General features: G+C 73.2%; 26 protein-coding genes. 11 read left to right on the forward strand and 15 right to left on the reverse strand.

Annotation, left to right across the window (positions count from 1 at the left end; translation table 11 throughout):
* Window positions 1-12 precede the first annotated feature (12 nt).
* Complete coding sequence (locus ACWEN0_RS24765; RefSeq protein ID WP_451977857.1) at window positions 13-447, reverse strand: TrmH family RNA methyltransferase; 435 nt, start codon at window positions 445-447, stop codon at window positions 13-15.
* A 195-nt stretch (window positions 448-642) separates the two neighbouring features.
* Between ACWEN0_RS24765 and ACWEN0_RS24770 the strand changes: the two genes are divergently transcribed.
* A complete protein-coding gene (locus ACWEN0_RS24770; protein WP_451977860.1) occupies window positions 643-831 on the forward strand; it encodes a DUF1918 domain-containing protein in 189 nt (62 codons plus the stop codon).
* Here ACWEN0_RS24770 and ACWEN0_RS24775 read toward each other — a convergent pair.
* A complete protein-coding gene (locus ACWEN0_RS24775; protein WP_451977863.1) occupies window positions 828-1,994 on the reverse strand; it encodes an MFS transporter in 1,167 nt (388 codons plus the stop codon). The two genes, ACWEN0_RS24770 and ACWEN0_RS24775, sit on opposite strands and share 4 nt — an antisense overlap.
* Before the next feature lie 110 nt (window positions 1,995-2,104).
* Between ACWEN0_RS24775 and ACWEN0_RS24780 the strand changes: the two genes are divergently transcribed.
* Window positions 2,105-2,428, forward strand: coding sequence for an ArsR/SmtB family transcription factor (locus tag ACWEN0_RS24780; protein ID WP_451977865.1), 324 nt, complete (start codon window positions 2,105-2,107; stop codon window positions 2,426-2,428).
* Between the two features lie 202 nt (window positions 2,429-2,630).
* The gene (locus ACWEN0_RS24785) at window positions 2,631-3,812 is read left to right on the forward strand and encodes an MFS transporter (RefSeq protein ID WP_451977867.1); all 1,182 of its coding nucleotides are present in this window, start codon (window positions 2,631-2,633) and stop codon (window positions 3,810-3,812) included.
* Here the strand turns inward: ACWEN0_RS24785 and ACWEN0_RS24790 are convergent.
* Window positions 3,809-4,132 (reverse strand): DUF3017 domain-containing protein, encoded by a 324-nt coding sequence (locus tag ACWEN0_RS24790; protein ID WP_451977870.1) that lies wholly within the window; start codon window positions 4,130-4,132, stop codon window positions 3,809-3,811. The two genes, ACWEN0_RS24785 and ACWEN0_RS24790, sit on opposite strands and share 4 nt — an antisense overlap.
* Window positions 4,132-4,986 carry a bifunctional methylenetetrahydrofolate dehydrogenase/methenyltetrahydrofolate cyclohydrolase gene (locus tag ACWEN0_RS24795; protein WP_451977873.1) on the reverse strand — a complete coding sequence of 285 codons (855 nt, stop codon included), beginning with the start codon at window positions 4,984-4,986 and terminating at the stop codon, window positions 4,132-4,134. The genes ACWEN0_RS24790 and ACWEN0_RS24795 overlap by 1 nt, the downstream gene beginning before the upstream one ends.
* Before the next feature lie 187 nt (window positions 4,987-5,173).
* Between ACWEN0_RS24795 and ACWEN0_RS24800 the strand changes: the two genes are divergently transcribed.
* Window positions 5,174-8,179 (forward strand): glycohydrolase toxin TNT-related protein, encoded by a 3,006-nt coding sequence (locus ACWEN0_RS24800; protein WP_451977876.1) that lies wholly within the window; start codon window positions 5,174-5,176, stop codon window positions 8,177-8,179.
* Window positions 8,180-8,222: 43 nt separating this feature from the next.
* Here ACWEN0_RS24800 and ACWEN0_RS24805 read toward each other — a convergent pair whose 3' ends face one another.
* Window positions 8,223-8,810 carry a pentapeptide repeat-containing protein gene (locus tag ACWEN0_RS24805; RefSeq protein ID WP_451977879.1) on the reverse strand — a complete coding sequence of 196 codons (588 nt, stop codon included), beginning with the start codon at window positions 8,808-8,810 and terminating at the stop codon, window positions 8,223-8,225.
* A gap of 23 nt (window positions 8,811-8,833) precedes the next feature.
* Window positions 8,834-9,292 carry a VOC family protein gene (locus ACWEN0_RS24810; protein ID WP_451977882.1) on the reverse strand — a complete coding sequence of 153 codons (459 nt, stop codon included), beginning with the start codon at window positions 9,290-9,292 and terminating at the stop codon, window positions 8,834-8,836.
* Between the two features lie 75 nt (window positions 9,293-9,367).
* On the opposite strand from ACWEN0_RS24810, the gene ACWEN0_RS24815 reads away from it, so the two are divergent.
* From ACWEN0_RS24815 to ACWEN0_RS24830, 4 genes are read left to right on the forward strand one after another with little or no spacing between them, the layout of a single operon-like run.
* Window positions 9,368-9,673 (forward strand): hypothetical protein, encoded by a 306-nt coding sequence (locus ACWEN0_RS24815; protein WP_451977885.1) that lies wholly within the window; start codon window positions 9,368-9,370, stop codon window positions 9,671-9,673.
* Entirely contained in the window at window positions 9,670-10,176 is a 507-nt protein-coding gene (locus ACWEN0_RS24820; RefSeq protein WP_451977888.1) for a helix-turn-helix domain-containing protein, read from the forward strand. The genes ACWEN0_RS24815 and ACWEN0_RS24820 overlap by 4 nt, the downstream gene beginning before the upstream one ends.
* A complete protein-coding gene (locus ACWEN0_RS24825) occupies window positions 10,145-10,573 on the forward strand; it encodes an acyl-CoA thioesterase (RefSeq protein ID WP_451977890.1) in 429 nt (142 codons plus the stop codon). The genes ACWEN0_RS24820 and ACWEN0_RS24825 overlap by 32 nt, the downstream gene beginning before the upstream one ends.
* 31 nt (window positions 10,574-10,604) lie before the next feature.
* Window positions 10,605-11,354, forward strand: coding sequence for a class I SAM-dependent methyltransferase (locus tag ACWEN0_RS24830; RefSeq protein ID WP_451977893.1), 750 nt, complete (start codon window positions 10,605-10,607; stop codon window positions 11,352-11,354).
* On the opposite strand, the gene ACWEN0_RS24835 is transcribed toward ACWEN0_RS24830, so the two are convergent.
* From ACWEN0_RS24835 to ACWEN0_RS24850, 4 genes are all read right to left on the reverse strand, one after another.
* Window positions 11,326-14,631 carry an error-prone DNA polymerase gene (locus ACWEN0_RS24835; RefSeq protein WP_451977896.1) on the reverse strand — a complete coding sequence of 1,102 codons (3,306 nt, stop codon included), beginning with the start codon at window positions 14,629-14,631 and terminating at the stop codon, window positions 11,326-11,328. The genes ACWEN0_RS24830 and ACWEN0_RS24835 overlap by 29 nt on opposite strands.
* Window positions 14,632-15,048: a hypothetical protein gene (locus ACWEN0_RS24840; RefSeq protein WP_451977899.1), complete on the reverse strand. Its 417-nt coding sequence runs from the start codon at window positions 15,046-15,048 to the stop codon at window positions 14,632-14,634.
* Window positions 15,049-15,050: 2 nt separating this feature from the next.
* Entirely contained in the window at window positions 15,051-16,658 is a 1,608-nt protein-coding gene (locus ACWEN0_RS24845; RefSeq protein ID WP_451977902.1) for a DNA polymerase Y family protein, read from the reverse strand.
* Between the two features lie 247 nt (window positions 16,659-16,905).
* Entirely contained in the window at window positions 16,906-17,604 is a 699-nt protein-coding gene (locus tag ACWEN0_RS24850; protein WP_451977905.1) for a hypothetical protein, read from the reverse strand.
* A 215-nt stretch (window positions 17,605-17,819) separates the two neighbouring features.
* On the opposite strand from ACWEN0_RS24850, the gene ACWEN0_RS24855 reads away from it, so the two are divergent.
* From ACWEN0_RS24855 to ACWEN0_RS24865, 3 genes are read left to right on the forward strand one after another with little or no spacing between them, the layout of a single operon-like run.
* A complete protein-coding gene (locus ACWEN0_RS24855; protein WP_451977908.1) occupies window positions 17,820-18,287 on the forward strand; it encodes a GNAT family N-acetyltransferase in 468 nt (155 codons plus the stop codon).
* A 47-nt stretch (window positions 18,288-18,334) separates the two neighbouring features.
* On the forward strand, window positions 18,335-19,105 hold the full coding sequence (locus ACWEN0_RS24860) for a hypothetical protein (protein WP_451977911.1): 771 nt from the start codon (window positions 18,335-18,337) through the stop codon (window positions 19,103-19,105).
* Window positions 19,102-19,608, forward strand: coding sequence for a GNAT family N-acetyltransferase (locus tag ACWEN0_RS24865; protein ID WP_451977915.1), 507 nt, complete (start codon window positions 19,102-19,104; stop codon window positions 19,606-19,608). The genes ACWEN0_RS24860 and ACWEN0_RS24865 overlap by 4 nt, the downstream gene beginning before the upstream one ends.
* On the opposite strand, the gene ACWEN0_RS24870 is transcribed toward ACWEN0_RS24865, so the two are convergent.
* From ACWEN0_RS24870 to ACWEN0_RS24890, 5 genes are all read right to left on the reverse strand, one after another.
* Window positions 19,605-20,306 (reverse strand): hypothetical protein, encoded by a 702-nt coding sequence (locus tag ACWEN0_RS24870; RefSeq protein WP_451977918.1) that lies wholly within the window; start codon window positions 20,304-20,306, stop codon window positions 19,605-19,607. The genes ACWEN0_RS24865 and ACWEN0_RS24870 overlap by 4 nt on opposite strands.
* 30 nt (window positions 20,307-20,336) lie before the next feature.
* Window positions 20,337-21,896 carry a bifunctional phosphoribosylaminoimidazolecarboxamide formyltransferase/IMP cyclohydrolase gene (purH, locus tag ACWEN0_RS24875; protein ID WP_451977921.1) on the reverse strand — a complete coding sequence of 520 codons (1,560 nt, stop codon included), beginning with the start codon at window positions 21,894-21,896 and terminating at the stop codon, window positions 20,337-20,339.
* A complete protein-coding gene (purN, locus tag ACWEN0_RS24880; RefSeq protein WP_451977924.1) occupies window positions 21,886-22,503 on the reverse strand; it encodes a phosphoribosylglycinamide formyltransferase in 618 nt (205 codons plus the stop codon). Before purN ends, purH begins: the two co-directional genes overlap by 11 nt.
* Window positions 22,504-22,580: 77 nt before the next feature.
* The gene (locus ACWEN0_RS24885; RefSeq protein ID WP_451977927.1) at window positions 22,581-24,032 is read right to left on the reverse strand and encodes a cell division protein PerM; all 1,452 of its coding nucleotides are present in this window, start codon (window positions 24,030-24,032) and stop codon (window positions 22,581-22,583) included.
* Between the two features lie 60 nt (window positions 24,033-24,092).
* Window positions 24,093-24,719 carry a TetR/AcrR family transcriptional regulator gene (locus ACWEN0_RS24890; protein ID WP_451977930.1) on the reverse strand — a complete coding sequence of 209 codons (627 nt, stop codon included), beginning with the start codon at window positions 24,717-24,719 and terminating at the stop codon, window positions 24,093-24,095.
* Window positions 24,720-24,725 lie beyond the last annotated feature (6 nt).

The raw sequence follows: 24,725 nt of genomic DNA on the forward strand, positions 1-24,725 counted from the left end.
CCGTCGACCTTCTCACAGCAGGCCGGCGAGCTTGTACAGCACCAGACTCCCCGCCACCGCGACGTTCAGGCTCGCGCCGTGGCCCACCATCGGGATTTCGACGACGGTGTCGAGGAAGTCGAGCGCTTCCGGCGGGATGCCGGTCCGCTCGTGGCCGAGCACGGCGATCGTGCGGCCGCGGGCGGCCGGGAGGTCCGCCAGCCGCACCGCCTCCTCGGCCAGCTCGACGCCGACGACCGCGGTGCCGGCGGCTCGTTCCCGTGCCAGCCAGGCCGGCGGGTCGTGCACCCAGTGCACGCATGCCGGGCGCCGCAACGTGTTCCCGCGGCGCAGCGCCTCCGGCACCCACGGGAACCGCGGTACGGCCAGGCACGCGCCGACCGCGTCACAAGTGCGCAGGAGGGTGCCGAGGTTCGCGCCGTGCATCGGCCAGAGCGGGGCGGCCACGAGGTGACCCCAACAGGGATGTGGCTGGGTTCGCCGGGACTTCCGCAGCTCGCGGGGCGTGCGGACCCGGATGGCGGGGCTCACCGGCGCCGAGGCGCGGCGCCTCCGTTTTCGTCGATCATGCCCTCGATTCTAACCCGTTCGCCGGGACCGCAGACCGGTTCGCGCTCCTACCCTGGACACGGAGGTGAAGCCATGTACGCAGGAGTAGGAGACGAAATCCAGGTACACGGCCGTACCGTCGGGTCGGCCGAGCAGCGCGGCGAGATCCTCGAAGTCCGCGGGCCCGACGGCGCCCCGCCCTACCTGGTGCGGTTCGCCGACGGGCACGAAGGACTCGTCTACCCCGGGCCCGACTGCGAAGTCCAGGCCCACGCCGACTAAGCGGCGACCGGCTCGCGGACCCGGCCCCACGCGGCCCCGACGAGCACCAGCGCGACCAGGGTCAGCGCGGCCGCGACCTCGGGCAGCACCAGCGGGCCGCCCGAGTCGAGCACCGCGCCCCCGACGACGCCCGACAAGCCGACACCGAGGTAGATCGCCGACGCGTTGAGCGACAGCACCAGACCCGCGTGGCCCGGAGCCAGCTCGATCAGGCGGTGCTGCACCGGCGGGCTGAACGACCACGTCGCCACGCCCCACACGAACAGCGCGACGCCCGCCACGACCGGCGTCGTCGTCGCGATCGGCAGCAGCGCCAGCACGACCGTGATCCCGGCCGTCACGACGAGCAGCGGCGCGCGCGAACCCCAGCGGTCGGCCGCCCGGCCGCCGGCGAAGTTGCCGACCGCGCCGCCGACGCCGTAGCAGAAGAGCAGCACCGTGACCGCCGTGCCGTGCAGGCCCGCGGTCGCGGCCAGCAGCGGTGACACGAACGTGTAGACCATGAACGCGGCGAGGCACCCGAGGACCGTGACGGCCAGCATGACGAGGACGCGCGGGTCGCGGCCCGCGGCGAACCGCTCGGAGAGGCGCACTCGCGGCGGCGCGGCGACCGGCGGCAGCGCCATCCGCACGGCCAGGGCGCTCGCCAGCGAGAACGCCGCGACCAGCGCGAACGCCGCCCGGTAGCCGAGGTGCTGCGAGATCAGGCTGCCCAGCGGGACGCCGAAGATGAGCGCGACGGTCAGGCCGCCGAACACGAGCGCGATCGCGCGGCCCCGGCGTTCCGGGCCGGTCAGCTGGGCCGCCACGGCACTCGCCGCGGGGGTGAACACCGCGGCGCCGATCGCGGTCACCACCCGGGCCACCAGGAGCGTGCCGTAGCCGGGCGCGAGGGCCGCGAAGAGGTTGCCGGCGGCGGTGACGGCGAGGGCGGCGACCAGCAGCGTCCGGCGTTCCCAGGTGCCGGTGACGGCGGCGAAGAGCGGCGAGCCGACCGCGTACGCGATGGCGAAGGCGGTGACGAGCTGCGCCGCGGCCGTGGCCGAGACGTGCAGCTCGCCGGTCAGCGCGGGCAGGAGCCCGGCGACGATGTAGCCGCTGGTCCCGACGCCGAACGCGCCGAAGGCGAGGACGGAGATCCTCGACGACGTGGGTGTGGACATGGGTGGGTCCCCCAAAGCAGGAGCAGGGCTTGGTTCGACGAACGTCGTAGTTCGACGATCACCGTACTACGCGGCCCCGACAATTTCGACCGGCGTCGTACAATGGACCCATGGCCAAGCCCGCGACCCTGCCGCCGCTCGTGCACCCCGAGCGGGACGAGATCACCGTCGAAGGCGTGCTCCGCGCCCTGGCGGACCCGGTGCGGCTGGCGATCGTGCGCCAGCTCGCGGCCGCGGACCACGAGATCGCGTGCGGCGGGCTGACCGTGCCGGTGACGAAGTCCACAATCACCCACCACCTGAGCATCCTGCGCCAGGCCGGCGTCGTGGCCGGCCGCCAGGAGGGGACCACCCGGTTCAACTCGTTGCGCCGCAACGATCTCGACGCGCTGTTCCCGGGGCTTTTGGCAGGCGTGCTCGCCGCTCCCCGCTGATTACGTCGTTACGGTGTGGATCGTCACCCGAATACCCGGATGACAACGACCCCCTCCGTCGGTTGGACTGTCGGTGGGCAGCTCACGGCGCTGGGGCCGGATGGCTGTCTTCCTTTTTGAAACTTCACTGAACCGATCCAGTGACCCCGGCCACGAGATCGGCCAAGTAATCGATTTCCCGCACAACCCTGGAAGGAGTGCCGTGCCCGTCGCGCTGCTCGCGCTCGCCATCGGAGCTTTCGGCATCGGGACCACCGAGTTCGTCATGATGGGCGTGCTGCCCCAGGCGGCCGCCGACTTCGGCGTCGACATCCCGACCGCCGGCTACCTGATCTCCGCCTACGCCCTCGGCGTCGTCGTCGGCGCCCCGCTGCTCACCGCGGTCGCCGTCCGGCTGCCGCGCAAGACCATGCTGCTCGCCATGATGGGCCTGTTCACGCTGGGCAACGGCCTGTTCGCGCTCTCGCCCAACCACGAGTTCGGCGTCGCGTTCCGGTTCCTCGCCGGGCTGCCCCACGGTGCGTTCTTCGGCGCCGGCGCGGTGGTCGCGTCCAGTCTGGTCGGCCCCGGCCAGCGCGCGAAGGCCGTGTCGATGATGTTCCTCGGCCTGACCCTGGCGAACGTCATCGGCGTGCCGCTGGGCACGCTGCTCGGTCAGCAGGTCGGCTGGCGCGCCACCTTCGGCGTCGTCGCCGTGATCGGCCTGGTCGCCGCGGCGGCCATCTGGAGGCTGGTGCCCCACCAGGGCAAGCCCGCCGACGCGTCGTTGCGGGGTGAACTGGGCGCGTTCAAGCGGCCGCAGGTGCACCTCGCGCTGGCGATCGTCACGTTCGGGCTGGGCGGCGTGTTCGCCTGCCTGTCCTACATCACGCCGATGCTGACCGACGTCGCCGGCTACTCGCCGTCGAACGTCACGCTGCTGCTGTCCCTGGCCGGGGTCGGCATGACGATCGGCAACCTGCTCGGCGGCCGCCTGGCCGACCGCGCGCTCATGCCGGGCCTGTACGCGGCGCTGCTGTCCCTGGCGTGCGTGCTCGGGATTTTCACGATCACCGCGCAGGGCAAGGTCGGCGCGGCGATCACGATCTTCTTCGTCGGTGTCGCCGGGTTCATGATCGGCCCGATGATGCAGGCGCGGATCATGGAGAAGGCGGGCGGCACACCGTCCCTGGTGTCGGCCGCCGTCCAGTCCGCGTTCAACATCGCGAACTCGATCGGCGCCTACCTCGGCGGCCTGGTCATCGCGGGCGGCCTCGGCCTGGTCGCCCCGAACTGGGTCGGCGCGCTGCTGGCCGTGTTCGGGCTGAGCCTGGCCATCGTCTCCGGCACGCTCGACCGCCGCGAAGCCCGCGCCGACAAGCGCGAGCTGGCGATGGCGTCCTAGCTCGGGCTGAACGGGCCGCCGATGATCGTCAGGGCCACGTACAGCACGGCTGCCGCGAGGCCGGCGTAGGTCACCACGTCCACGACCTTGCCGCGGATCGCGAGCAGGCCCGCCCTGGCGGTCGGCAGCACCGCCCGCAGCACCCCGGCGAGGAGGAGCGCGGCGCCGATCAGCGCCGCGCCCTCCCGCCAGTGGTACTGCACGATCCGCAGGGCCGCCACGGCCACCACCAGCAGCACCACCGCGAACGGGAGCTGGGTGAACCGGGCCCGCCCGCGCCGGCGGTCGGACGTGTCCCGCCGGTCTTCCGTCATCGTCATCAGCCTTGGACCGAGCGCTCGGCCGCTTCGACCACGTTGCTGACCAGCATCGCCCGGGTCATCGGCCCGACCCCGCCCGGGTTGGGCGAGATCCACCCCGCCACCTCCGCCACGTCCGGGTGAACATCGCCGGTGAGCTTGCCGTCCACGTGGGACACGCCGACGTCCAGCACCGCCGCCCCCGGGGCGACCATGTCCGGCGTGATGATCCCCGGCACACCCGCCGCGGCGACCACGATGTCGGCGCGCCGCACCTCGGCGGCCAGGTCGCGGGTGCCGGTGTGGCAGAGCGTGACGGTCGAGTTCTCGCTGCGGCGGGTCAGCAGCAGGCCCAGCGTCCGGCCGACGGTGATCCCGCGGCCCACGACCGTGACGCGCGCGCCGTTCAGCTCGACGCCGTGGCGCTTGAGCAGCTCGATGATCCCGTACGGCGTGCAGGGCAGGGCGCCCTGCTGGCCGAGGACCAGGCGGCCGAGGCTGACCGGGGCGAGGCCGTCGGCGTCCTTCTCCGGGTCGATGCGCTCGAGCACGCGGTTCGCGTCGAGGTGCTTCGGCAGCGGCAGCTGGACGATGTAGCCGTGGCAGGCCGGGTCGGCGTTCAGCTCGTCGATGACGGCTTCGAGCTTCTCCTGGGTGATGTCGGCCGGCAGGTCGCGGCGGATCGAGTTGATCCCGATCTTGCCGCTGTCGGCGTGCTTCATCCGCACGTACGAGTGCGAACCGGGGTCGTCGCCGACCAGGACGGTGCCCAGGCCCGGCGTCACCCCCTTCGCGGCCAGCGCCGCGACGCGCGGCTCGAGCTCCGCGAATATGGCGTTCTTGGTGGCCTTGCCGTCGAGAATCTTCGCCGTCACGCGCCCCATTCTGGCAAAGGGAGCCCCGCGCGTCGCTCCTGGCTCAGCCGGGCGCGGCGCGTAAAGTGATCGGCATCCCCGCTCGGTCCACTCGCGACGGCGACCGCGATCAAGCTGTGATCTACCGCACGTCGCATCACGCGAGGTCAGACCGTGTGCCACCGGGTCCCCGGGCGGCAAAACCCACATGCGGGGTGCACACGCGCGCGCGAACAGTCAAAATGTCCCCGTGGCACAACCGACGACGCAGCTGAACGCGACCGAGCAGGACACCCTGGTCAAGCAGATCGGCCTTGCCCTGCTCCGTGCCGCCCCGCGCGACTGGCGCAAGGTCACCGCGGAGTACCGGGCGGTCGGGAGGTACCACGAGCTGACCGGCGAGATCGTCACCGAAGACGGGACGGTCCACGAGTGGCTCGCCACCCACGACATCGCGACGCTGTTCGGGCGCCTGCGCGGCGGCATGTACCGCGACGGCCGCGGCACCTGGTTCAACGCGCGCTACCAGCTCGACCACCCGTCCAGTTACAACCTCGAGTACAACCGCGACGAGCCGGTGTGGAACCTCGCGCCGCCGCCGCAGGCCTACTCGGACGAGCTGCGGATGTTCCCGCGCACCGAGGACAACGTGCCCGACTGGCTGATCCGGCGGATGTCCGGGCTCGGCCCGGAGCAGCCGGGGCCGCACTTCCGGATCGCGCGGATCTTCGACACGATCGGCCCGGCCGGCCGTCCGGTCATCAACCGCCCCGACCTCGAGGTCGAGGAGCAGGACCGGTTGCTGGAGTATCTGGACCACGCGCCGCTGGTCGTCACCGAGCGCGGCTACGACATCGACCGGCTGGCCGCGACGCCCGAGGCGACCGTGCCGGTGGCCTTCCACAGCGACGGCCAGTGGATCTGGCCCGCCGCCGTCAACTTCTACCTGCGCAAGTACGGCGTTTCGCCGGAATCGGACCTGGTCGAGCACGTCCGGGCGGTCGGCTTCGCGCTGCCACCGGTCGACGAGCCGACACTGCAGGCCGCCGGCGCGTACCTGACCCGGGGCAACCAGCCGCCACCCCAGCAGCAGCGCCCGGCCGGGCCGCCGCCGCAGGGCCCGCCGCCCCAGCAGCAGGCGCCCGTGGGCCCGCCGCCCGTCATGGCGGCGCCGCCCCAGCCCGTCGTGCCGCCGCAGCAGCAGCCGCCCGGGCCGGTGGAGCCGCCGCTCGCGGCGCGCGCCCCCGAGCCCGAGGCCCCGGCCGAAGAGCACGAATACGCCGAAGAGGCCTACGACGACCAGGAGTTCGACGACCGCTTCGCCGACGAAGACCACCAGTACGGCGAAGAGGAGTACGACCAGGCCGAGCACGCCTCCGGCACGAACGGCTCGTCGCCGGAGCCGGGCCGCGTGCCCGACCTCGACGAGACCGCGGAGTACGTCCCCGACCAGCCGATCGGGCACGGCGAGCAGCCGCGGGACGACGAGGGCGGCCACGACGAGCACCCCTCGCACCGCGAGGACGAGGCACACCCCGCCTTCGACGCCGGGTCCCACCGGGACGACGAGCCGGCGCACGCCGCGTTCCAGCCCGGCCCGCGGGACGACGAGCCCGGGCACGCCGGATTCCAGCCTGGTCAGCGGGACGTGGAGCCAGGGCACGACGCCTTCCAGCCCGGTCAGCGGGACGTGGAGCCAGGGCACGACGCCTTCCAGCCCGGCCAGCCGGACGACGAACCCGCGCATGCCGGATTCCAGCCCCAGCGGGACGACGAGTCCGGGCACACCGGCTTCCAGCCTGGTCAGCGGGACGTGGAGCCGGGGCACGACGCCTTCCAACCCGGCCAGCCGGACGACGAACCCGCACGCGCCGGATTCCAGCCCCAGCGGGACGAGGCGCCCGCGCGAGCCGCGTTCGAGTCCGGCCAGCCGCGCCGGGAGGGCGATGAGCCCGGCGGCTTCTCGCCGCGACGCGACGAAGCCTTCGAGCCGGACGAGCCGGCGCACGCCGCGTTCGACCCCGGTCCGCCGACCATGATCACGCAGACCGAGGTGCCCGGCGTGCTGCCGGTCCCGGAGCCCCCGGCGCCCGCCCCGGCCCAGCCCGCCGAGGCGCCGCAGCAGGCACCGCGGTCGGGCCGTCGCGCGCTGCGCCGCGAGACCCCGGACCACCCGGTGCTCGCCGGCCTGCAGAGCAAGCTGGACGAGCTCGAGGTGCCCGAAAGCGGCTACAAGCTGGGCGAGCCCGCCGAGCACGGCTGGAGCGTCGAGCAGGTCGACGAAGGCTGGCGCGTCGGCTGGTACGACGGCAAGCTCAGCAACCCCGCGGTGTTCGGCGACGCCGAGGACGCGGCCGCGTTCATGCTCGGCAAGCTGCTGCTCAACCCGGAGGGCCACGTGCCCGACGAAGAGCCGCCGCCGCTCGCCGAGCCGGAACCCGAGCCCGAGCCGGAGCCCGTGCCGCAGCGGGTCGTCGCGACGGTGTCGCCGGAGGTCGCGACGGGCTCGTACCCGGTCCGCAAGCCGGACCCGGTGCCGCCGCAGGAGCAGACGGCGTTCACCAGCGCCGAGGAGCTCTTCGGCGACCTCGAAGACGACGAGCCGACGGCCCCGCCGCACCAGCCCGGCTCGCCCACGCCCGTCCCGGCTGGGCCGCCCCCGGTGGCCCAGCAGCAGGCCGGCCCGCCGCCCGCGGCCCCCGCGCCGCCCCGGCGGGAGCCGCCGTCCGCGCCGACCGTCCTGGCCCCGCCGGTTTCGCCGGGTGCCCCGCCGGTCCCGCCCGCGCCGCCGGCCCCGCCGCAACGTCGTGACGAGCCGGCCCGCCCGGCCGTCAACGGCGGCGGTGGCGGCGGCCAGCAGCAGTGGCCGATCGGGCCGATGGCCGGCGAGCCGCCGCTGACGCTGTTCCGCGGCAAGGAGCTGCGCGAGCTGCCCGCGGGCAGCGAGCTGGACCGCTTCGGCGGCCCGAACGGCAACCTGACGTACGCGGCGGGCACGCCCTTCGCCGAGCGCTCGCTGGTGCCCGAGTGGGTGAACCGGCCGTACCACGTCTACCGCGTGCAGCGGCCGCTCGAGACGCTGGCCGGCGTCGCGATCCCGTGGTTCAACCAGCCGGGCGGCGGGTCGGCGTACCTGCTGCCGGCGTCGATCGAGGAACTGCTCGCCGAGGGCGACCTGATCGAGCTCGACCCGGGCGAACCGCCGATCGACTGAGTCCCGCTTCGAAGGCCCCGGCGCTGCCGGGGCCTTCGTCGTGTCAGCGGATGACCAGGCCGTGGGCCGCGGCGAACGCCAGGGCCGTCTCGACGTCGACCTGCGCGCCCCGCAGGTCGGCCTGCACCAGGGCGTTCGCGTCGAGGCGGGCGCCGCGCAGGTCGGCGCCGTCGAGCTTCGCGGCCTGCAAGCGGGCGCCCGTGAGGTCGCTGTCCCGCAGGTCGGCGCCGGTGAGGTCGGCCTCGGTCAGGTTGGCTTCGCGCAGCCGCAGCCCGGACAGCCCGAGCCGGCGCAGCCGCGCCTTGGACAGCGACGCCAGCGAGAGGTCGCACTCGGTGAGCGCGATGCCCGCCAAGCCGCTCTCGGTGAACGACGAGCCGAGCAGCGAGCACGACGTCCAGCGGCTTTCGACGAGCACGGAGCGGTCGAAGGTGCAGGAGCGGAACGCCGACGCGTCGTGGCGCGACCGGGCCAGGTCGGCCCGGGTGAACACGCAGTCGTCGAACGTGCAGCCGCGGGTCCGCAGCCCGCTCAGGTCCGCCCCGGTGAAGTCGCAGCCGGTGAACCGGCGCTTTTCCCACCACTGCCCGGACAACACCGCTTCGCGGTAGTCCTCCCCCGTTTCCAGCACGGGGCCCAGGGTGCCACACGCGATCAGAGCCGCACGCCCTGGACGTAGTTCATCGCCTCGACGTACTCGGGCAACCGCGCGCGCCGCGCCATTTCGGCCGCGTCCAGGTTCTCCAGGCGGGTCTGGATCCACCACAGGTTGCCGAACGGGTCGCGCACGCGGCCGACGCGGTCGCCGAAGAACAACACCGTCTGGCGGGTCACCTCGGTGGCGCCGGCCGCGATCGCACGCCGTTGCGTCTCTTCGCTGTCCGGCACGTAGAGCCGCAGGAAGGCCGGGGTTTCGGCCCAGCCAGCGGGCGAGTCGAACGCCATCACGACCGCGTCGCCGATGCGGACCTCGGCGTGGTCGATCTTCCCGTTCTCGCCGAGCACCCTGGCGATCTCCTCGGCGTCGAAGGCCGCCTTCAGGAAGTCGATCAGGGCGGCGGTGTCGCGGCCGATGATCCACGGGGTGACCGTCGTGTAGCCGTCGGGAACCATGTTTCCTCCTCGTCGGGTGTGGTCACGACCGCAGGATCGAATTAGGTCGGTTCCTGACCGCTGCATACTGGGTTCATGGGAGTTCCCCTGCGGCCGGTGGCGGCGCGGTCGGTGTACCGCGAGGTCGCCCCGCCCGCCGCGCTGGCCGGGGTGCTGGCCTGCGGCTGGCACGGGAGCACCGGCTGGGCGCGGTCGCTGCGCGTCCTCCCCGACGGCTGCGCGGACCTCGTCTGGGACGGTGCCGCGCTCACGGTCGTCGTCACCGTCGGGCGCCGTTGCGGCTGTGGGTTCCGGCGTCCGCGTCGCGGGTCGGGGTGCGGCTGCGGTGCGGCGCCGCGGCCGCCGTACTCGGGACCGCCGTGCCGGAACTGCCCGCCGTGACCAGGTTGAGCGACCTCTGGGGCCCGGACGCCCGACGCGCCGAAGAGCAGCTCGCGTCGTCCGGTCCCGAGGCGCAGCGCGGAATTCTCGAATCGCTCGTCGCTCGCCGCGGCGCGATGCCGGACCGGCGGGTGCTGGCCGCCGCGCACGCTCTCGGCACGGCCGCGCGGACGTCCGATGTTGCGGTGGGCATCAGCGAGCGATCGTTGCGGCGCCACTTCGTCCACGCGGTCGGTGCCGGCCCGAAGCAACTGCACCGCGTCCGGCGGTTCCAGCGGTTCCTGCGCCGGGTGGAACCCCTCGCGGGCGGGCGGACGACGCTGGCCCGCGTCGCCGCCGAACTCGGGTACGCCGACCAGTCCCACCTCGGCCGCGAATGCCGCCGCCTGTCCGGCTCCTCCCCCGCCGCCCTCGTACGGGTGGCCGAAAAGTTCCAGACACCCGCGGCGACCGCACGCCACGATCGACCGCATGTTCCGAGTCACCATCGAGGTGCGCGCTGACGACCTCGACGTCAACGGGCACGTCCGCGGCCCGGCCTACCTCGCCTACGCCGACCACGCGCGCTGGGTGTGCGTCCGGGCCGCGGGCATCGACCCGGCCGCGCTGGCCGCGCGCCGGATCGGCCCGGTGAACCTGGAGACGACCGTGCGGTTCCGCCGTGAGCTCGTCCCCGGCAGCGAGGTGTCGGTCGGCTGCGAATTCCACTGGGGCACCGGCAAAACCTCCCGCGTGACGCAGGAGTTCCACGCCCCGGACGGCACGCTCGTCGCGTCGGTGTCGTCGGTCTCGGGGCTGCTCGACCTCGACCGGCGACGGCTGCTCCCCGACCCCGGCGCGTACTGGCAGGAGCTGGCGGCGCGGCCGGAGCTCCTCGGCCTGGCCCCGAAAACGGCGTGATCTTCGCGGGCCGGCTGGCTACGGTGACGCCGTGCCCGACCACGACTACGTCGACCCGTACCTCGCGTCGCTGTACGACGCCTTCAACCCGCGGGAGAGCTCCGGCGACTTCGAGTTCTACCTGCCGGTGATCATGGCCGCGGAGTCGGTGCTCGACGTCGGCTGCGGCACCGGGTCGCTGCTGCACTGGGCGCGCGAGTCCGGCCACCGCGGACGGCTCGTCGGGCTCGACCCCGCCGAGGGCATGCTCCTCCAGGCCCGCCGCCGCGACGACGTCGAGTGGGTGCACGGCGATTTGTCGACCGTGGCTTGGGAGAGCGAGTTCGACTTCGCCGTGATGACCGGGCACGCGTTCCAGGTGCTGCTGACCGACGACGAGCTGCGGACGGCGTTCGCGGCGGTCCGGCGGGCCTTGAAACCCGGCGGCCGGTTCGGCTTCGAAACGCGCAACCCGGCGGCTCGCGGTTGGGAACGCTGGACGCCTGCGCACGTTTGGAAAGCCGGCGACGTGCGGTCGTGGAACGACGCCGGGCCGTTCGAGAACGGGTACGTCACCTTCAAGACCACGTACGAAAGCCCGAGCTGGGACGCACCGCAGTACAGCGAAAGCACGCTGCGGTTCCTCGACGTCCCTGCGCTGAACGCGTTCATCGAGGACGCCGGCTTGGTCGTCGACGAGCAATACGGCTACTGGGACCGCACGCCGGTGACGTCCGAAAGCCCGGAGATCGTCACGATCGCGCGGCGCCCGCTCACTGGAAGTCCCGCGACTTCGCCTTGATCCGCATCGGCAGCGCCTCGACGCGGTGGGCGAGCACGCTCACCACGCCGTCGGCCTTCTCCAGCACGCCGCGGACCAGCAGCGCCGAACTGGCGCGCGCGACGCGGTGGTAGCGCTGCCACAGACCGAGCGTGCAGATCACGTTCACCATCCCCGTCTCGTCCTCGAGGTTGAGGAAGGTGACGCCGCCCGCGGTCGCGGGGCGCTGCCGGTGCGTGACCGCGCCGCCGACCAGCACCCGCGCGCCGTCTTCGAGCTCGGCCAGACCGCTCGCCGGGACGACACCCATCGCGTCGAGGCTGTTTCGGATGAACTCGGTCGGGTAGCTGCCCGGCGACACCCCGGTCGCCCACACGTCCGCCGCCGCGACGTCGAGGCCGTCCATCCCCGGCAACACCGGGGCCTGCCCGCCGACCAGGCCCGGCAGCTTCTCCGGGCGTTCCCCGGCGACCGCGCCCGCGGTCCACAGCGCCTGCCGCCGGTCGCCGCCGAAGCCGGCGAACGCACCGGCCGTCGCCAGCGCCTCGATCTGCGGCGTGGTCAGCCGCACGCGGCGGGCGACGTCGGCCATGTCGGTGTAGTCGCCGTTCGCCAGCCTTTCCGCGACGATCGCCTTCGCGAGGTCCTCGCCGATCAGCCGGACGGTGCTCAGCCCGGTGCGCACGTCGTGGACCTTCCCGGCGCCCGCCTCGAGGGTGGCGTGCGGCAGGCTGCGGTTGATGTCCGGGCCGTGCACGGTGACGCCGTGGCGCCGCGCGTCGGCGACCAGCGACTGCGGTGAGTAGAACCCCATCGGCTGCGCGCGAAGCAGGCCCGCCAGGAACGCGTCCGGGTGGTAGAACTTGAAGTAGGCACTGGAAAACACGAGGTGCGCGAAGCTCAGCGCGTGGCTCTCCGGGAAGCCGAAGTTCGCGAACGCCTTGAGCTTCAGGAAGATCTTCCCGGCGAGCTCCTCTTCGACGCCGTTCGCGATGGCGCCTTCGAGGAAGCGCTGCCGCAGCCGTTCCATCTTGCGGTCCGATCGCTTCGACCCCATCGCGTGCCGCAGCTGGTCGGCCTCCGCCGCGGTGAAGTTCGCGACGTCCAGGGCGATCTGCATCATCTGCTCCTGGAACAGCGGCACGCCTTTCGTTTTGTGCAGCGCGTTTTTCAGCAACGGGTGGTCGTAGTCCCACTCCTCGATCCCCTGCTTGCGGCGGATGTACGGGTGCACCGAGCCGCCCTGGATCGGACCGGGCCGGATCAGCGCGACCTCGACCGCGAGGTCGTAGAACTCCGTGGGCCGCAGCCTCGGCAGCGTCGCCAGCTGCGCCCGGCTTTCGACCTGGAACACGCCGACCGCGTCGGCGCGGCAGAGCATGCCGTAGATGTTCTGGTCGGTGAGGTCCAGCTCGGCGAGGTCGATCTTCTCGCCCTTGTACTCTTCGACGAGGTCGAGCATGTAGTGCAGCGCCGAGAGCATGCCGAGCCCGAGCAGGTCGAACTTGACGAGCCCGGCGGCCGCGCAGTCCTCCTTCTCCCACTGGATGACGCTGCGGTCGGCCATCCGCGCCCACTCGACCGGCACGACCTGGCTCACCGGCTCCTCGCACATGACCATCCCGCCGGAGTGGATGCCGAGGTGGCGCGGGAAGTCCTCGAGCGCGAACGCGAGCTGCACCACCTCGTCCGGGATGTCGTGGTCGTGGTCCTTTTCGGTGGTGCGCAGGGAACCCCAGCGGTCGATCTGCTTGCTCCAGGCGTCCTGCTGACCGGGCGAATAGCCGAGCGCGCGGGCGGCGTCGCGGACCGCGGACCGGGCGCGGTAGGTGATCACGTTCGCGACCTGGGCCGTTCGGAGGCGGCCGTGCTTCTCGAAGACGTACTGGATGGCCTCCTCGCGGCGGTCGGACTCGATGTCGAGGTCGATGTCCGGGTAGCCGTCGCGGTCCGGGGCGAGGAAGCGCTCGAACAGCAGCTTGTTGGCCACCGAGTCGACCTTTGTGATGCCGAGCGCGTAGCAGACGGCCGAGTTCGCGGCCGAGCCGCGGCCCTGGCACAGGATTTTGTTCTCGTTGCAGAACCGGACGATGTCCCAGACGATCAGGAAGTAGCCGGGGAAACCGAGGTCTTCGATGATCGCGAGCTCGTGCTCGATCTGTTCGTTCGCCTTGTCTTCGTGGTCTTTGCCGCTGAACCGCTCCGCCGCGCCCTTCTCGGTCAGCTTCCGCAGGTAGGTTGCCTCGGTGTGGCCGTCGGGGACGTCGAAGGGCGGCAGCTTGGGCGCGATGAGCTTGAGCGGGAACGAGCATTCCATGCCCAGCAGGGCCGAACGCCGGACGGCGCCGGGGTAGCGCCGGAACAGGACGTCCATTTCGGCGCCGCTGCGCAGGAACGCCGTCCCGGCCGCGGGCAGCCAGCCTTCGAGGTCGTCGATCCCCCGCCGGGCCCGGATGGCGGCGAGCGCGTCGGCGAGCGGGGCGCGTTCCGGCCGGGCGTAGTGCGCCGCCGTGGTGGCGACGGTGGGCAGGTGCATCTCTTCGGCGAGCTTCGTCAGGAGGTCGTTGTGCGTGCTGTCGAGCGGCTGGCGGTGGTCGGTGAGCTCGACGTAGACGTTGTCACGGCCGAAGCGCTCGACGAGGTTCCCCAGCGCCTCGGCGGCAGCACTCGGGCCCTTCGTGACGAGCGCGGAGCGCACCGCGCCCTTGCGGCACCCGGTGAGGACGACGCACTGCCCGGCGACCTCCTCGGCCACCGCACCGAGGTCGTAGATCGGCTTGCCCTTTTCGGCGTCCCGGTGGATCTGCCCGGCGGTGATGGCGCGGCAGAGGGCCCGGTAGCCCTGGTCGCCGCGCGCGAGCAGCAGGAGGTGCTCGCCTTCGGGGTCGGCGAAGCCGTTCTGCGGGCCGCTCAGCCCGAAGCTGAGCTCGGTCCCGAAGACGGTGTTGACGCCGAGTTCCCGCGCGGCCTCGGCAAAGCGGACGACGCCGTACATCCCGTCGTGATCGGTGAGGGCGATGGCGTCGAGCTGCAGGCGCGCCGCCTCTTCGACGAGCTCCTCGGGATGGCTGGCACCGTCGAGGAAGCTGAAGTTGGAGTGGCAGTGCAGCTCGGCGTAGGGGACGCGGACGGTCTCGCCACCATCGTCGTTGCGCCGCGTGAGGACGTCGTCCGGCCGCTGGTAGGCCTCGCGCCGCCGCCCCCAGGCGGGGCTGTCACCGTGGTCGCCGGGAGGAACCCCGCCGGCCAGGGTGCGGGCGAGGTCCTTCCAGCGCACGGGCGGGTTGTTCCAGCCCATTCAGCGGTTCCCGTCGCGGTGTTCATCGGCGGCCGCGCGGCGTCGCCGATGCCAGTTGGAGGGGTGGTTCCAGCGACTGCGGGCTTCGGCATCGCTCATGCGGCAGCCGTTTTCGTCGGAGACGCGTGGGATCGGGAGGTCGATCACCGGACAGACCCACTCTTCGTCGAGGTCGGCTTCCGGTAGCTGTCCCCACACCGACCACTTCTCGGAGCCGGTCTGCGGATCCCGGTCGGCGGTTGGTCGCTCATCGCCGGTGCCGGGTTCCGGGAGCCGTTGGCCGGGCGTCCACCTGCCCTCGGCGGGGCCTGGCTCCGGGATCTCCCGCAGCCATTCGCGCTCGTCCGCTGGGCGGGGTGCTGCCTCCGGTTCGGCGCGCAGCCAGGCGCGGAGCTTGCGTGCGTAGTCCTCGTCCATGCTCAGTCGTACACTCCCTCGACCGTCCACAGTGGATTTTCCGTGCCCGCGCAGTGCACCAGCACCGCCTCGGGCGGGTCGTCCGCCTCGCCCGCGAGCAGCAGCTGCAGCCGCGCCCGCCGCGGGCCGGGTCTTCGGCGGTCGGCCGCCAGCGGCCACGGGCCCGCCCATCCCACGACCGCCCTCGACGGGCCGCCCGTGATGCTCAGCCCGTGCGGCGGCGCCGTGACCTGCTCGCGCGGGGTGATGCCCACCGGCCGGCCGGTGGCGTCGAAGACCTGGGCCGGCACCGGGCGGTCGAGGACCGTCGCCGGGGACGGCGCCGGCAAGCGTCCCGGCCAGGTCGCGTCCGGCGGGGTCGTCCGCTCGCGCGGGTCGCCCCACGGCACCAGGCGGACGCGGCCCGCCGGGTCGCGGCCGCCGTCGAGCAGCGGTGTCACCACACCTTCGGGGCCGAGCAGGCCCTGGACCCGCACGAACGCCCGCGCCGCGCGCTCGTCGTCCTCCTCCGAACCGCCGTTCTGCCACAGGTCGAGCTGCAGCGACCGCCCTTCGACGGTCTCCTCGGGTTCGAGCCGCAGCCGCACCACGCCGGACGTCGGGCGCTGCCCCGGGGCTGCGCGCAGCCAGCCTTCGAACTGCCAGCGCACGCGGTCGGCGACCCCGGCGGGCGTCAAGGGTTCCGCGCAACGCCACGCGCGCCCGAGGTGTTCGCCGTCTTCCGTGACCGCGTAGATCCCGAGCCGGGTGCAGGCCAGGCCATGGCCGGCGAGGGCGGCGCAGAACCGCGTCGCGAGGCCCTTGGCGAGGAACGCCGCGACGTCGACCCGCTCGACGACCGGGTCGAACTCCTCGGCCAGCGTCAGTTCCGGTGGTGGGCGACGGCGCAGCGGCGGACGTTCCGAGCGTCCCCGCGCCAGCCGGTGGGCCAGCAGCCCGGCGGCGCCGAAGCGGTTGGCGACGTCGCGCTCCGGCAGGTCCGCGAACGCGCCGAGCGTCCGCAACCCGAGCCGGCGCAGGAGATCGACGAGCTCCGTGCGGTCGGCGCCGGGCTGGTCGAGCTCGGTGACCGGCAGCGGCGCGAGGAACTCGGCGACGCGCCCGGGTTCGACGAACTCCCCGCACCGAGCGGCGAGCGTCGCGGCGAAGAGCCCTTCGGCGACACCGACCTGACACTCGACGCCCGCGGCGGCCGACACCTCGTCGACGAGCCGCTCGACGAGGGCGTGCTCACCACCGAAGTACCCGGCGGCCCCGGCCACGGGAACGGCGACGAGCCCCGGCCGCACGACCTCGACCCCGACGACGAGCGCCTCGACCGCCCGCGCGACGGCCTCGAAGAGCCGCGCGTCCCGTCCGTCGTCGGCGGCGAAGACGGCCAGGTCCGGACAGTTCGCCTGCGCCTCCCGCCGCCGCATGCCCCGCCGAACGCCGTTGCTCCGCGCGACGGCGTTGCACGCGACGACCCGGTTGGCACTGAACACGGCAGCCGGTTCGGTGACGGGCACCTGCCCCACGGCCGCGGCGGCGACGGCGGGCCAGTCCGGGCACCAGAGGACGAGCATCCGGGTGGGCTGCTCGGAAGTACTGCGCTGCGCGGGGACGGTCATGCGACCTCCCAGCCGGGACGGCTCGCACACGCCGAGGGGTGGCTCGCCCGCCCGGCCAGTCGGCTCGCGTGATTAACAGGTCGACACGCGTACCGGCCGGGTCGGCTCGCGTGCCCAGAGAGTCGACGCGCGTGATTAACGAGCCGACTCGCGTGACTGGAGGGTCGACTCGCGTGATTAGCGAGTCGACACGGGGTTGGGTGTGGGGCTGGGAGGCGGGTGGGGGTCCACTTTGGACGGGAGGGGCTCATGCCGTCGCCTCGGTTCGGAGGGTCAGGCGGGGTGAGGCGGGAGCCGCGGCGCCGGACGGGCCGGGGAGGTGGAGGGTCGCCGTGAGCGGACGGGCTGCCGCGCCGCGGCCGTGGGCGCGGACCGTCACCCGGCGCTCCTGGAGGTGGCCGTACCCGTCTTCGAGACCCGTCCACGGCTCGACGCGGCAGGACAGCTCGACGTCCGCGCCCGGCCAGGCGCCGAACGCCAGCAGGACCGCGCCGCGGTGCCGGGCGCGGGCCGACAGCCGCCGCGCCACGGCTGCCTGGACCGCCCCCGCGTGGACCGCCACCACGTCCACGCCGTCGAGGAGGGCCGCGACCACCGCCGGCAGCTCCGCGCCCGGACGTGGGACCAACGCCACCCGGGCGAGGTCGACGCCGTGCTCGGCCGCCGCCGCCAGCCCCAGCGACGGCATGCCGACCACGGCCGCCCACGACCCGGCGGCGGTGGCTTCGGCGAGCAGGGCGAGCAGCAGTGACGTCGCCCCGTGGACGGCCACCGTGCTCCCCCGCCGCAGCCCGGCCGCGGGCAGCAGCCCGGCCAGCGCCGGGGCGACCGGGAGCACCCTTCCCGTCGCCCGCGCCTGGCCGGCCTGGGCCGCGACCCGGCTCGCCGTGCTGACCCCGGGCAGGGCCGCCAGCCGGGCCACGGGCGGCTCCACCACAGCGGTCACCGCACGCACCTCCCCACCACGGACTGGGCCGGCGGTCGGGCCTCTCCCAAAAACACGACCGACGGCTCTGGTCCGCCGCGGGGAAGGCGGCGGTTCTACGTCGAACACTTGTTCGACGTAGACCAGTCAATCGTGAACCCCGGGACCTGTCAAGTCACCCACAAGCGGGGTAATGCAGTTGCCCGGGCGACCTCCCGATCGCTAGACAGACCCGCGTGGAGCTCACCGGAATCCGGCCCGAAGACTGCGCCGAACTGCTCGTTCTGCAGCGCTGCTGCTGGGTCCAGGAGGCCGTCCTCAACGGCACCCTCGACATCCCCGCGCTGCACGAAAGCCTCGAAGACGTGCGCGACTGGACGAAGACCTGGTCGGTGTGGGTCCTGCGGCAGGAGCACCGCCTCGTCGGCGCCGTCCGCGCCCGGCTCGAAGGGGACTGCTGGGAGATCGGCCGGCTGATGGTCGCACCGGACCTGGCCGGGCGCGGGCTCGGCCGGCGGCTGCTGGCGCACGCGGAGTCGCACGCGCCCGCCGAAGCCCGCCGGTTCGCGCTGTTCACAGGGGCCCGCAGCACCCGCAACATCACGCTCTACCAGCGCGCCGGCTACCGGCTCACCGACGCGCCCGCGGCCGGCGGCCACATCGCCGGCGCCGTGTACCTCGAGAAGGACGTCACACAGCGCTAAAAACTCGGTCCGCCCTTCTGACGCTGTGGGTTCGGCTAGATTGCCCGGTGGACTTCTGGGGGGTGACGATGGCCAAGGGACCGGTTCTGTGGATCGCCGGGGCACTGGTCGTGGCGGGCGCGGTGGTGGCCGTGGTGGTCACCGCCGGCGGCGGGGTGCCCGGCGCCGACGCCGCGGCCCCGGCGCCGACGACCATCGGCGCGGAGTGGCGCTCGTTCCGCGCCGACGTCACCGGGATCCGCCCGGGCCCCGACGACGTCAGCCTGTTCGTGCAGGTCGCCTTGCCCGGCAAGGATCCCGGGTGCGTCCGGGAGCCGCGGATCGAGCAGGTCGTGGAGTCGAAGACGGACGTGCGCGCCGACGTCGTCTACTCGACGCGGCCCGCGTCGGGTGGCTGCCAGGACAAGGTGCCCGCGGAGCTGCGGCTGACGACGGCCGAGCCGGTCGCGGACCGGACCGTGATCCTCAACGGCGACAACGGGAACGCCTGGCACAAGCTCGGCGCCGGCTGGGGCCACTGCGCGCCCCAGGGCACCTGCGCCCCGCCCGCCGACCACTGCGACCCGGCGTGGATCGGCGCCGCCGTGTCCGCGACGGGCGCCGAAAGCGCGGGCACGACCCGCGCCTGCGACCCGGGCTGGCTGGTCCTCGACCTGGCGCCGCACCAGGCCGCCCCGCCCGCCCGCTCCGTGTTCCGCTGGAGCGACACCGGGTGGACGGCGTTCGCGCAGGTCAAGTCGGCCGGTTGCGCGGAGATCCGGGCGGCCGAGCCGAAGTTCCCCGTGGCGCTCTGCAAGACGCTGCCCGCACCCGCGTGAACGAGGTCGCGCTGCGCCCCTTCCGCGAGGAGGACCTGCCGGTCCTGGACCGGTTCTCGACCGACCCGGCGGTGCTGGGCCCGCACCAGTGGACCGGCTTCACCGACCCGCGGGCGCGCCGCCGCCGCTGGGCCGAAGACGGTTACCTCGGCGCGCACGACTCGGCCCTGGCCGTGACGGCCGGCGAGGTCGTCGCCGGCCTGGCGAGCTGGGAGGCGGCCGACCGCGGCGGACCGGCGGGCGGCTGCTGGGAAATCGGCCTGACGCTGCTGCCGGAGCACCGCGGCCGCGGCCTCGGCACGGCCGCGCACCGGCTGCTCGTCACGTACCTGTTTTCGGTCACCCGCGCCCACCGGCTGGAGGCGTTCACCGACGGCGAGAACGTCGCCGAGCAGAAAACGCTGGAGCGGGCCGGGTTCCACCGCGAAGGCGTGATGCGCGAGGTCACCTGGCGCGGCGGGAGCTGGCGCGACGAGGTGGTTTACGCGCTCTTCCGCTCCTAGCCCAGGCGCTTGACGACCTCGGTGCCGACCGTCTTCACCGCGTCGTCGGTTTCCTGCTGCGGCATCGGCGAGTTGGAGAAGAAGCCCTTGTCCCAGCCGGACACCTCGACGATGACGACCGTCGTGCCCGTGAGCACGTGCAGTTCGGAGCCGCTGAACGCGCTCTTGGTGACCAGGCGGACCAGCGCCGCCTTGTCCCCGATCCCCTGGACGCCCGTCGGCGGCAGGGCCGGGTCCCGCGGCTGGAACAGGGTGTTCGCCTGCTCGCGCGCGTTCTCGCCGGAGTACGCGGTGATCCGGACGCTCAGGGTGGCGTCGCGGACGTTCTCGTCCGGCCCCGGCTTCCAGCTGCAGTTGACCTGCTTCAGCCCGGGAACGTCGGCCGTGCCCGGACCGCCGGCGGCGAAGCTCGGGAAACCTGCCTTCGCCAGCGCCTGGGGCGGCACCTGGCACTCGGCGGGCACCGGCGTCGAAGCCGGTGCCGCGCCGGTGCTCTTGAAGTAGTCCTTCGCGAAGATGCCGAGCGGGATGCCCGCGCCGAGCAGCACGACGACGACGCCGATGATCGCGAAGATCAGCCCCGTGCGCTTCTTCTTCGGGGGCGGCATCGGCGGGTCGTAGCCGGGCGGCGGGTACCCGGGCGGACCCGGGTACCCCTGCCGGCCTTGGCCGTAGCCGTACTGCGGCGGTTGCTGCATCGAGCCCTCCCTCTCGAAGCGAAGCCGGGGTCAGTGCGCGAAGTGGCGCGTGCCCGTCAGGTACATCGTGACGCCCGCCTTCTCGGCGGCCGCGATCACCTCGGCGTCGCGGACCGAGCCACCGGGCTGCACGATCGCGCGCACGCCCGCCTCGACCAGCACCTCCAGGCCGTCCGGGAACGGGAAGAACGCGTCCGACGCGCCGACCGAGCCCTTGGCCCGGTCACCCGCGCGCGAAACCGCGAGCCGCGAGGAGTCGACGCGGTTGACCTGGCCCATGCCGACGCCGACGGTCGCGCCGTCCGCGGCGAGCAGGATCGCGTTCGACTTCACCGCGCGCAGCGAGCGCCACGCGAACTCGAGGTCGCGCAGGGTCTGCTCGTCGGCCGCGGTGCCGGTGGCCAGCGTCCACGACGCCGGGTCGTCGCCCGGCGCGTCGATCGCGTCGACGGTCTGGACGAGCACGCCGCCGGAGATCTGGCGGAACTCGATCGGCGCCTGCGCGGTCTCGGGCAGCTTCAGCAGCCGGATGTTCTTCTTGCGCTGCAGGATCTCCAGCGCTTCGGCGTCGAAGTCCGGCGCCAGCACGACCTCGGTGAACACCTCGGCGATCTGCTCGGCGGCCTCGCGGCTGACCGGCCGGTTCGTCGCGATGACGCCGCCGTAGGCCGAGACCGGGTCGCAGGCGTGCGCCTTGCGGTGCGCCTCGGCGACGTCCGTGCCGACCGCGATGCCGCACGGGTTGGCGTGCTTGATGATCGCGACGGCGGGCTCGGCGAAGTCGAACGCGGCGCGGCGGGCGGCGTCGGTGTCGACGTAGTTGTTGTAGGACATGGCCTTGCCGTGCAGCTGCTCGGCGTGGGCCAGGCCGGCCCGGTGTCCCTTGTAGAGCGCGGCCTTCTGGTGCGGGTTCTCGCCGTAGCGCAGCACCTCGCCGCGCTCCCAGCTGACGCCGGAGAACTCGGGGAAGCCGGAGTCGTCCGCGGGCGCGTAGACGTTCGAGAACCAGGACGCGACGGCGATGTCGTAGGACGCCGTGTGCGCGTACGCCTGCGCGGCGAGGCGCTTGCGGTCGTCGAAGTCGAAGCCGCCGTCGGCGACGCGCTCGAGCACCCACGCGTAGCGGGCCGGGTCGACGACGACCGCGACGCTGCCGTGGTTCTTCGCCGCCGCGCGGACCATCGCCGGGCCGCCGATGTCGATGTTCTCGACGCAGTCCTCGACGCTCGCGCCGGACGCGACGGTCTGCTCGAACGGGTACAGGTTCACGACCAGCAGGTCGAACGCCGCGATGTCCAGCTTGCGCAGCTGCTCGACGTGGTCGGGGTTGCCCTGGTCGGCGAGCAGGCCGGCGTGCACGCGCGGGTGCAGTGTCTTGACGCGGCCGTCGAGCGACTCGGGGAAGCCGGTGACGTCTTCGACCGGCGTGACCGGGACACCCGCGTCGGCGATGACCTTCGCCGTGCCGCCGGTGGAGACGATCTCGACGCCGGCCGCGTGCAGGCCGGTCGCGAGGTCCAGCAGGCCCGCCTTGTCCGAGACGCCGATCAGCGCCCGGCGGACCGGGCGCCGTCCCAGGTCAGTGCTCACGAAATGTCACCTTTCGTCCGTCCACGGTGCAGCCACCGCGGCCGAGTCGCTCGATCGTTTCCACCAGCAGCCTGCGCTCGACGGCCTTGATCCGTTCGTGCAGGACGTCTTCGGTGTCGTCGTGCTCCACGACGACCGCTTCCTGGGCGATGATCGGCCCGGTGTCGACCCCGGCGTCCGCGAAGTGCACGGTCGAGCCGGTGACCTTGACACCGGCCTCGAGCGCGTCGCGCACCGCGTGCATCCCGGGGAAGGACGGGAGCAGCGCCGGGTGGGTGTTGACGACCGTGAAGCGGCCGAGGAACTGCTCGCCGAGGATCTTCATGAACCCGGCGGAGACGACCAGGTCGGGCTCGTACGCGGCGACGGCCTCGGTCAGCGCCTTGTCCCAGGCGGCGCGGTCGGGGTGGTCGGCGACGCGGACGGTGAACGACGGGACGCTCACGCGCTCGGCGCGGGTCAGCGCCTCGATGCCGGTGCGGTCGGCGCCGACGGCGACGACCTTGGCCGGGAAGCCGGACCGGCCGGTGGCGTCCAGCACCGCCTGCAGGAGGGTGCCGGAGCCCGACGCGAGCACGACGAGCTTCACCGGAGTGGGCAGCTCCAACCGTTGAGACAGAGCGGGCTCCTTGCCGCGGGCGGTGCGCAGCCGGGCGCACGGCGCTTCACCAGGTCACGTCAACCCTAACGGTCGGTCTCGTCCGGCTCGACGTCGCCGCAGGTCTCGGTGCCTCCGGTCACAGCTTCGTCCTCGACCGGCTCGTCTTCGAGGCCCAGTTCGGCGTCGGCCTCGGCTTCGAGCTCCGCGTCCTCGGGAGACTCTTCGGGTTCTTCTTCGGGTTCTTCTTCGTCCTCTTCGGACGCTTCGAGCTCTTCGACGGCTTCGGCCGCTTCCTCGGCGTCGACGTCTTCGGCGTCCTCGAAGGCTTCGTTGTCTTCGAGGGCTTCAGGCGGCGCGGGCGGCTCGTGCTCGCCCGTGAAGAACGCCGTGAAGGAGCCCGGGATGACGATCCAGCAGAACGTGACGACCGAGGCGACCCCGACCGGCACGCTCACCGGGTCGAACGGACCGTCGCCGAGCCGGCCGCCGGACAGCGTGCCCAGTGCGAGGCAGCCGAGCGCGACGACCGTGCCGGCCACCGCGACCGTGCGGATGCGCTGCGCCGGGTCGGCGTCGGCCTTGCGCAGCGTCCAGCCGATCAGCACGCCGGTCGCCGCGGGCAGCACCAGCAGCGCGGGCCACCACGCCGAGTGGTGTTCGGGCAGGCCGCCGAGCAGCGGCACGCCGGGCACGGCGCCACCGCGGTAGCCGAACATCCCGACGTTCAGGTCGCCGATCGAGAAGCCGGGCCCGGTGACGAACGAGAGCGCGGCCGTCACGGCGTTCGGCAGGTACAGCACGGAAAGCAGGAACAGGCCGAAGCTGCTGCCGAACGCGGGCTCGTAGATGTCGGCGACCGTCCGCCAGGACAGCGCGGTCGCGACGGTGAACACGGCGGCGCCGCAGGCCACGAGCACCGCGAGGGCCAGGGCGCCGGCCTTCAGCCCGCGCACGGCCAGGGGGTCGAGGCGTTCGGCGACGGCGTCCGGCAGCCCGCAGCGCCAGATGATGCCCGCCGCCGACGCCAGCCCGGCGAGCAGACCCGGCACGGCAAAGGCGACCAGCGGGTTCGCCGTCACCGGGGAGCCCTGCGCGCACAACGCGATGACCAGGCCGAACACGGCGTGCGCGCCGGTGACCGTGCCGAACACCGGCAGCGCTTCGCGCGGTGAGCGGCACCCCAGGCGCTGCACGGCACCGGACGCCGTCCGCGCCGCCAGCGCGAGTGCGCCCAGCGTGGGCAGCAGCGGCAGCACGCCGAGCGGGTGCCCGCCGATGTCGAGGCGCACCTGGTGCGCGGCGAGCCAGCCGGGGCCGGCGGCCAGCAGCACGCCGATGCCGGAGAAGACGGTGCGCTCGGCGGTGAGCGTGACGAGCGTCAGCACGGTCGCGACCGCGGCGTAGCCGGTGACCAGGGGACCGAGCGCGGCGGCGAGCAACACCCGCACCCGCGCCGCCCGCGAGAGTCCGACGCCGGGTTCGAGGTCGCCCACCGGCTCTTCGCGGGAGTCGGTGAGCACATCCATGATCCGCACCCTGACATCCGCGCTGGTCCGTCCGGGTGAGCCACGCCGCCGCGCGGCGACGTGGGGAAGCTAACCCACCCGGTCGAGTGGCCCCGCCAAGTAGGCCAGGACCAGCGCGGTCGTCTCGGCGGCCCACGCGTCCCAGGTCAGGTCGTCGGGCCAGTACCGGCCGCTGGCGGCCCGGTGCACGCACGAGCCGATGATGGTCCGGCCGGCCATCCGGACGGCCGCCGCGTGGTCTTCGCCGAGGCCGGTCCGGACGGCTTCGACGAAGGCGTCCAGGATCGTGGCCAGCGCCTCGAGGCCACGGTCGCGGCCTTCGGCCCGCTGCGCGTCGAGCAGCTCGGGGAAGATCCGGTCGTGCCGCGCGAACGTGCGGGCCATGGCCTGGACGAACGCGCCGACGATCCCGCTCAGCCCGGGCCCGGGTGCGCGAAGCGCTTCGCCCACGGCGGCCTCCAGCTGGCCGAGCAGCTCGTCCTTCACGGCGTAGAGCAGCTGCTCCTTGCCGGCGAACCGGCGGTAGATCGCGCCGACCGACAGGCCGGCCTGCTCGGCGACCGCCGCGACCGTGAACTCGTCGAGGCCCTGTCCGGCCAGCACGTGCTCGGCGGCGGCCAGCACCTTCCGCAGGGACTCCCGGCTGCGCGCCTGCTGCGGCGGGCGGAAGGCCGGCTCGGCGGACTGCTCACTCACCGGCCG

It is taken from the genome of Amycolatopsis sp. NPDC004378, assembly GCF_053602455.1.